Raw genomic sequence first — 6,318 nt, forward strand, 5'->3', positions numbered from 1 at the left:
GCCGGCTCAGCCGCGCAGGCGCGCGATCAGCGCCGCGGTCACCGGGTCGGAGGCCTGGCTCTCGCCGCGCAGCGCCGGCAGCAGGGTATTGGCCACCTGCTTGCCCAGCTCCACGCCGAACTGGTCGAAGGCGTTGATGCCCCAGGCCACCGACTGCACGTACACGCTGTGCTCGTACATGGCCAGCAGCGCGCCCAGCGAACGCGGGGTCAGCGACTCCAGCAGGATGGTGGTGCTGGGGCGGTTGCCCGGGTAGGCGCGGTGCGGATCCTCGCTGGACTGGCCGTTGGCCAGGGCCTCGGTCTGCGCCAGCAGGTTGGACAGCAGCGCCTCGTGGTTCTGCGCGTACGGGTCGTCGTTGCGCACGGTGCCGATGAAATCGGCCGGGACGATGCCGGTGCCCTGGTGCAGGGCCTGGAAGAAGCTGTGCTGCACGTCGGTGCCGGCGCCGCCCCACCACACCGGAACGGTGTCGCCATCGACCGGGCTGCCGTCGACCTTGACCCGCTTGCCCAGCGATTCCATCACCAGCTGCTGCAGGTAGGCCGGCAGCAGGGCCAGGCGCTGGTCGTAGGTCAGCACCGCGTGCGAGGCCAGGCCCAGCGCATTGCGGTTCCACACCGCGGTCAGGCCGTGGCGCACGGCGAGGTTGGCTTCCAGCGGCGCTTCCAGCACGTGGCGGTCGAACTCGGCCGCGCCGGCCAGCAGCTGGTCGAAGGCTTCGGTGCCGATCGCCAGCGCGATCGGGAAGCCGACCGCCGACCACAGCGAGTAGCGGCCACCGACCCAGTCCCACATCGGCAGCACCCGCTCGGCGGCGATGTCGAACGCCTTGGCGGCGCGCTCGGGGTTGGCGCTGACCGCGTAGATGCGCCCGCTGCCGTCCAGCCAGTCGCGCACGATGGCGCCGTTGAGCAGGGTTTCCTGGGTGCCGAAGGTCTTGGAGATGAACACCGCCGCGGTGCGCCTCGGGTCCAGCGGTGCCAGCACGCGCTGCGCGGCGGCGCCGTCGACGTTGGAGATGAAGTGCACGCGGAAGCGGCCCGGCAGCGGGCCGCGCAGGGCGTCGGCCACCAGGCGCGGCCCCAGGTCCGAGCCGCCGATGCCGACGCTGACGATGTCGGTGACCTCGCTGGCCTCCAGCTCGCGCACCAGCGCGTACATGCGCTGGCGCACCGCGGCCGCCGTCTCGTACGCCTCGCGCGCCACCGGCGCCTGCGACAGGTCGCCGCGCAGCGCGGTGTGCAGCACCGAGCGGCCCTCGGTCAGGTTGATCTTCTCGCCGTCGAACAGGCGCCGGAACGCGACCGGCAGCTCGAGCTGGCGACCCAGCTGCAGCAGCGCGTCCCAGGCCGCGGCGTCGTAGCGCTGGCGGGCGAAGGTCGCGTACAGCGGCCCGACCTGCAGCGCGTGGGCCTCCACCCGCCCCGGTTCGTCTTTCAGCAGCCCGGCGATGCTGGCGCCGGAAAGGCGCGCGGCGTGGGACTGGAGGGTGTCGAGACCGGGGGCGGATGTCGTCATCAGGCAGCCTGCTTGGGGATGGAGTGGTTGGTATGGGTGATGCGGTTCTGGCCGTCCACGTACACCAGCTTCGGCTGGAACGCGTCGGCCTCGGCGGCGTCCATCGACGCGAACGCGGCGATGATCACCAGGTCGCCCACCTGCACGTGGCGCGCGGCGCCGCCGTTGAGCGAGATGATGCCGCTGCCCTCGTCGGCGCGGATGGCGTAGGTGGTGAAGCGCGCGCCGTTGGTCACGTCCCACACGTGCACCTGCTCGAACTCGCGGATGCCGGTGGCGTCCAGCAGCAGGCCGTCGATCGCCACCGAGCCCTCGTAGTTGAGCTCGGAGTGGGTGACGGTCGCGCGGTGGATCTTGGCTTTGAGCAGGGTCAGGTGCATGGGGGGACTCCGGGTCTTGGATGGTAGCAATGCCCGCGGCGGCGGTGCGACCACGGGCAAGCGGCGCATGCGGGACAGGCCGTTGCATGCGAAACGTAGGTTGGCCGCGGGCCGGGCGCCCCGCCGGCTCAGAACTCGAGGTTGTCGATCAGGCGGGTGCTGCCCAGGCGCGCGGCGACCAGCGCCACCCGTGGGCCTGCCTCGCCCTCGGCCGGTTCGGACAGGTCCGGCCGGCGCAGCACGGCGTAGTCGACCTCGAACCCGGCCTGCACCAGGGCGGCGCGGCCATCGGCCTCCACCCGGGCACGCGGGGTGCCGGCCAGGTGGGCGTCGCGCATCGCGCACAGCACGCGGTGGATGGTGGCCGCGCGCGGCCGCTCCTCCGGCCCCAGGTACTGGTTGCGCGAGCTCATCGCCAGGCCGTCGGCCTCGCGCACGATCGGGCCGCCGACGATCTCGATCGGGAACTGCAGGTCGGCCACCAGCTGCCGGATCACCGCCAGCTGCTGGTAGTCCTTGCGCCCGAACGCGGCCACGTCCGGCTGCACCTGGTTGAACAGGCGGCTGACCACGGTGCACACGCCGTCGAAGTGCCCGGGGCGGCACTCGCCCTCCAGCACCTGGCTCACGCCCGGCACGTGCACCTTCGAGGCCAGCTCCACGCCGAACGGATACATCGACTCGACCGTCGGCAGCCACAGCACGTCGCAGCCGGCGGCCTCCAGGCCTTCGGTGTCGGCGTCGGGCGTGCGCGGGTAGCGGGTGAAGTCCTCGTTGGGCCCGAACTGGGTCGGATTGACGAACACGCTGGAGACCACGCGGTCCACGTACTGGCGGACCAGCCGCACCAGCGAGAAGTGGCCGGCGTGCAGGTTGCCCATGGTGGGCACGAAGCCCACGCGCAGGCCCTCGCGCTTCCAGCCGCGCACGCGTTCGCGCAGCGCGTCCAGTTCGGTAATGGTTTCGATCATCGGTACTGCCAGGAAGAGGGGGAAAGGCTCAGGCGTAGGCGTGCGCGGCGTCGGGGAAGCTGCCGTCGCGCACGGCCTCGGCGTAGGCGCGCACGGCGCCGGCCACCGAGCCGCCTTCGGCCAGGAAATCCTTGACGAAGCGCGGGCGGCGGTGGCCGCTGTCCAGCCCGAGGAAGTCGTGCAGCACCAGCACCTGGCCGTCGCAGTGCGGGCCGGCGCCGATGCCGATGGTGGGGATGTCGAGCGAAGCGGTGATCTGCTGCGCCAGCGGGGTCGGCACGCATTCGAGCACCAGCAGCGAGGCGCCGGCCTCCTGCACCGCCAGGGCGTCAGCGCGCAGCCGCGCCGCGGCCTGCTCCTCGCGACCCTGCACCTTGAAGCCGCCGAGCTTGAGCACCGACTGCGGGGTCAGGCCCAGGTGCGCGCACACCGGGATGTCGCGCCCGGCGAGGAAGCGGATCACCTCCAGCTTGGGCCCGGCGCCTTCCAGCTTGACCATCTGCGCGCCGGCCTGCAGCAGCGCCACCGCGGCGTCCAGCGCCCGCTCCGGGGTCGCATCGGACTGGAACGGCAGGTCGCTCAGCAGCAGCGCCTGCTTCAGCGCGCGGGCCACGGCCGCGGTGTGGTAGGCCATGTCGGCCACCGTCACCGGCAGGGTCGAGTCGTGGCCCTGCACCACCATGCCCAGCGAATCGCCGACCAGCACCAGGTCGATCCCGTTCTGGTCCATGACCCGGGCGAAGCCGGCGTCGTACGCGGTCAGCATCGCCAGGCGACGCCCCTGGCGCTTGGCCTCGGCCAGCGCGGGGACGGTCCAGGGCTTTTGCTCGGCATGTACGCTCATTTCGGTATCCGGTTCGGCAAGCCGCGCATTATCGCGCAAAACCCCGCCCTGCCCCGGCTGCCATCGGTCACGCAGCGTCCCGCGGGCGTGGCTTCAGCCCGGCGCCAGCAGTTCCACCCCGCCGGCATCGACCGTGCGCAGGGCCGCGGCGACCGTGCCGTGCCCGGGAATCGGCGCCTCCGGGGCGATCTCCGCCAGCGGCACCAGCACGAAGGCACGCTGGTGCAGGTACGGGTGCGGCACCTGCAGGCCGGGCAGGTCCAATACCTGGTCGCCATACAGCAGCAGGTCCAGGTCGAGCATGCGCGGGCCCCAGCGGGTGGCTTCGCCGCCGCGCACGCGGCCGGCGCGGCGCTCGATGTCCAGCAACCCGGCCAGCAGCTCCGGCGCCGGCAGCGTGGTCTCGAGCACGGCCGCGGCGTTGATGAAGTCCGGCTGGTCGGTGCGCCCCCAGGCGGGGGTGCGGTACAGCCGCGAGGCCGCCAGCAGGCGGGTACCGGGCAAGGCGTCCAGCGCCGGGAAGGCCGCGCGCACGCTGGCGGCGGCCTCGCCCAGGTTCGCGCCCAGGCCGATGCAGGCGCGGACCGGCGTGTTCATTCGGAGGCGGCGGCAGTCCCGCGGCGACGCCGGCGGCGGCGCCGGCGCGGCGCGCCTTCCAGGTCGCCCTCCTCGCCGCCGCCGGCCTCGAGGCTGGCGGCCAGGGCGTCGCCGGAGCTGCGCTGGGCCTCGCGCCAGAACTCCACGTCGGCGGCGTGGTTCTCCGAGGCGGCCAGGCGCAGCACCAGGAAGTCGTAGGCAGCGCGGAAGCGCGGGTGCGCCAGCAGCCGGAACACGCGCTTGCGCTGGCGGGTGGAGAAGCGCGACTGCAGCAGCCAGATTTCCTGCATCGGCAGGGAGAAGCGCTTGGGCAGGGCGATGGTCTGCACCTGGTGCAGGGTCACCCGGTCGGCGGCGCGGCGCTGCGCCTCCTCGGCCGGCATGCCCTGCGCCTGCAGCCCGGCCAGGGCGCGGCAGTACGCCGGCCACAGCAGCAGCGCGAACAGGAACGCCGGCGAGACCGGCTCGTCCGCGGCCACGCGGGCGTCGGTACCGGCCAGCCCCTGCAGGACCATCCGCCGCAATGCGCCGCTGCGGTTGGAACGCAGCGCGGCCGCGGTCTCCGGCATCAGCGCCGGCAACAGGCCGTGGCGCTCCAGGCCCTCGAAGCTGGCCACCGCATGCCCGGACAGGAACAACTTGAGCATCTCCTCGAACAAGCGCGCCGGGGCGGCCTCGGCCAGCAGCCCGGCCAGGCGCGGGATCGGCTCGGCGGTGGGCGGGTCGATGCTGAAGCCCAGCTTGGCCGCCAGGCGCACCGCGCGCAGCATGCGCACCGGGTCCTCGCGGTAGCGGGTTTCCGGATCGCCGATCAGGCGCATGCGCCGCGCCAGCACGTCCTCGAAGCCGCCGGTGTAGTCGCGCACCGAGAAATCCTCGATCGCGTAGTACAGGGCGTTGCAGGTGAAGTCGCGGCGGACCGCGTCCTCCTCGATGGTGCCGTAGACGTTGTCGCGGACCAGGCGCCCGTCCTCGATCTCGCGGTCGCCGCTGCCGTCGTCGCTGTTGGCGCGGAAGGTGGCCACCTCGATGATCTCGCGCCCGTACACCACGTGGGCCAGGCGGAAGCGGCGGCCGATCAGGCGGCAGTTGCGGAACAGCTGCTTGACCTGCTCGGGCGTGGCGTCGGTGGCCACGTCGAAGTCCTTGGGGTGCATGCCCAGCAGCAGGTCGCGGACCGCGCCGCCGACCAGGAACGCGCCAAAGCCGGCCTCGCGCAGCCGGTAGAGCACGCGCAGGGCGTTGGGGCTTATGTCCTTGCGTGAGATCGGGTGCTGGTCGCGCGGAACGCTGCGCAGGACAGGTTGCGGGATGGCTTGCGGATCGATGGGAGTGCTTCCGTGGACTTGGCTGGAAAAATTTTTCGCCGGGGGCATTGCCGTCCGGCTGGCGGGTGAATATACTAGCGCGCCTTCGCTGGGAACACCCGCACAACGCTCCCTTCGTCTAGCGGTTAGGACGTGGCCCTCTCAAGGCTAAAACAGGGGTTCGAGTCCCCTAGGGAGCGCCAGCGGTGCCACAGCGAAGCAGACGAAAGACCCCGCCCCGGCGGGGTTTTTTGTTGCCCGCGCACCGTGGCCGGCGCAAGAGGAAGCCCCGCGTTGCGGCGCTTCGTCGTTTCCGGCCGGGGCCCGTGGCTGGGCCGGGATGCCCGGATGGTGCCACTCCATCCGGGCAAGCAACGCTCATCCCTGCATCTGCTCCAGTTCGCGGCCTCGGGTCTCGCGCACGAACCGCAGCACGAAGAACACCGACAGGAACGCCGCCGCCGCGTACAACCCGTAGGCCGCCGCCAGGCCGATGCCCGCCAGNAGCATCGGGAACGTCCAGGTGATCACGAAGTTCGCCACCCATTGCGCCAGGCCCGCCACCGCCAGGCCCGAGCCGCGGATCTGGTTGGGGAACATCTCGCCCAGCATCACCCACATCACCGGGCCCCACGAGGCGTTGAAGAACACCACGTAGGCGTTGGCCGCCACCAGCGCCACCACGCCCATCTGCCCCG

General features: G+C 72.1%; 7 protein-coding genes and 1 tRNA gene. 1 reads left to right on the forward strand and 7 read right to left on the reverse strand.

The window, feature by feature from the left end; genetic code table 11:
• Positions 1–6 precede the first annotated feature (6 nt).
• The 6 genes from pgi to pcnB form a co-directional block, all read right to left on the reverse strand.
• Positions 7–1,521, reverse strand: a complete 1,515-nt coding sequence (gene pgi, locus PSEJ31_RS0109815) for a glucose-6-phosphate isomerase (protein ID WP_028915349.1) — start codon at positions 1,519–1,521, stop codon at positions 7–9.
• Positions 1,521–1,901 carry an aspartate 1-decarboxylase gene (gene panD, locus PSEJ31_RS0109820; RefSeq protein ID WP_019397457.1) on the reverse strand — a complete coding sequence of 127 codons (381 nt, stop codon included), beginning with the start codon at positions 1,899–1,901 and terminating at the stop codon, positions 1,521–1,523. Before panD ends, pgi begins: the two co-directional genes overlap by 1 nt.
• A 128-nt stretch (positions 1,902–2,029) precedes the next feature.
• A complete protein-coding gene (gene panC / locus PSEJ31_RS0109825; RefSeq protein WP_019397456.1) occupies positions 2,030–2,872 on the reverse strand; it encodes a pantoate--beta-alanine ligase in 843 nt (280 codons plus the stop codon).
• Positions 2,873–2,900: 28 nt separating this feature from the next.
• Positions 2,901–3,716 carry a 3-methyl-2-oxobutanoate hydroxymethyltransferase gene (gene panB, locus PSEJ31_RS0109830; RefSeq protein ID WP_019397455.1) on the reverse strand — a complete coding sequence of 272 codons (816 nt, stop codon included), beginning with the start codon at positions 3,714–3,716 and terminating at the stop codon, positions 2,901–2,903.
• Between the two features lie 93 nt (positions 3,717–3,809).
• Entirely contained in the window at positions 3,810–4,313 is a 504-nt protein-coding gene (gene folK, locus PSEJ31_RS0109835; protein WP_028915350.1) for a 2-amino-4-hydroxy-6-hydroxymethyldihydropteridine diphosphokinase, read from the reverse strand.
• On the reverse strand, positions 4,310–5,689 hold the full coding sequence (gene pcnB, locus PSEJ31_RS0109840) for a polynucleotide adenylyltransferase PcnB (protein ID WP_028915351.1): 1,380 nt from the start codon (positions 5,687–5,689) through the stop codon (positions 4,310–4,312). Before pcnB ends, folK begins: the two co-directional genes overlap by 4 nt.
• Before the next feature lie 59 nt (positions 5,690–5,748).
• Here pcnB and PSEJ31_RS0109845 point away from each other — a divergent pair.
• Positions 5,749–5,823, forward strand: a tRNA-Glu gene (locus PSEJ31_RS0109845).
• 175 nt (positions 5,824–5,998) lie between these two features.
• Here PSEJ31_RS0109845 and PSEJ31_RS0109850 read toward each other — a convergent pair.
• Positions 5,999–6,318: MFS transporter (locus tag PSEJ31_RS0109850; protein WP_156924940.1), on the reverse strand; the 320-nt coding region annotated here is incomplete at its 5' end.

The sequence above is a fragment of the Pseudoxanthomonas sp. J31 genome, from assembly GCF_000510725.1.
Taxonomy (GTDB): Bacteria; Pseudomonadota; Gammaproteobacteria; order Xanthomonadales; family Xanthomonadaceae; genus Pseudoxanthomonas.

Coding starts and splice junctions, on each gene's coding strand:
- pgi (WP_028915349.1), bottom strand. CDS start 1,521: ATGACGACATCCGCCCCCGGTCTCGACACCCTCCAGTCCCACGCCGCG.
- panD (WP_019397457.1), bottom strand. CDS start 1,901: ATGCACCTGACCCTGCTCAAAGCCAAGATCCACCGCGCGACCGTCACC.
- panC (WP_019397456.1), bottom strand. CDS start 2,872: ATGATCGAAACCATTACCGAACTGGACGCGCTGCGCGAACGCGTGCGC.
- panB (WP_019397455.1), bottom strand. CDS start 3,716: ATGAGCGTACATGCCGAGCAAAAGCCCTGGACCGTCCCCGCGCTGGCC.
- folK (WP_028915350.1), bottom strand. CDS start 4,313: ATGAACACGCCGGTCCGCGCCTGCATCGGCCTGGGCGCGAACCTGGGC.
- pcnB (WP_028915351.1), bottom strand. CDS start 5,689: ATGCCCCCGGCGAAAAATTTTTCCAGCCAAGTCCACGGAAGCACTCCC.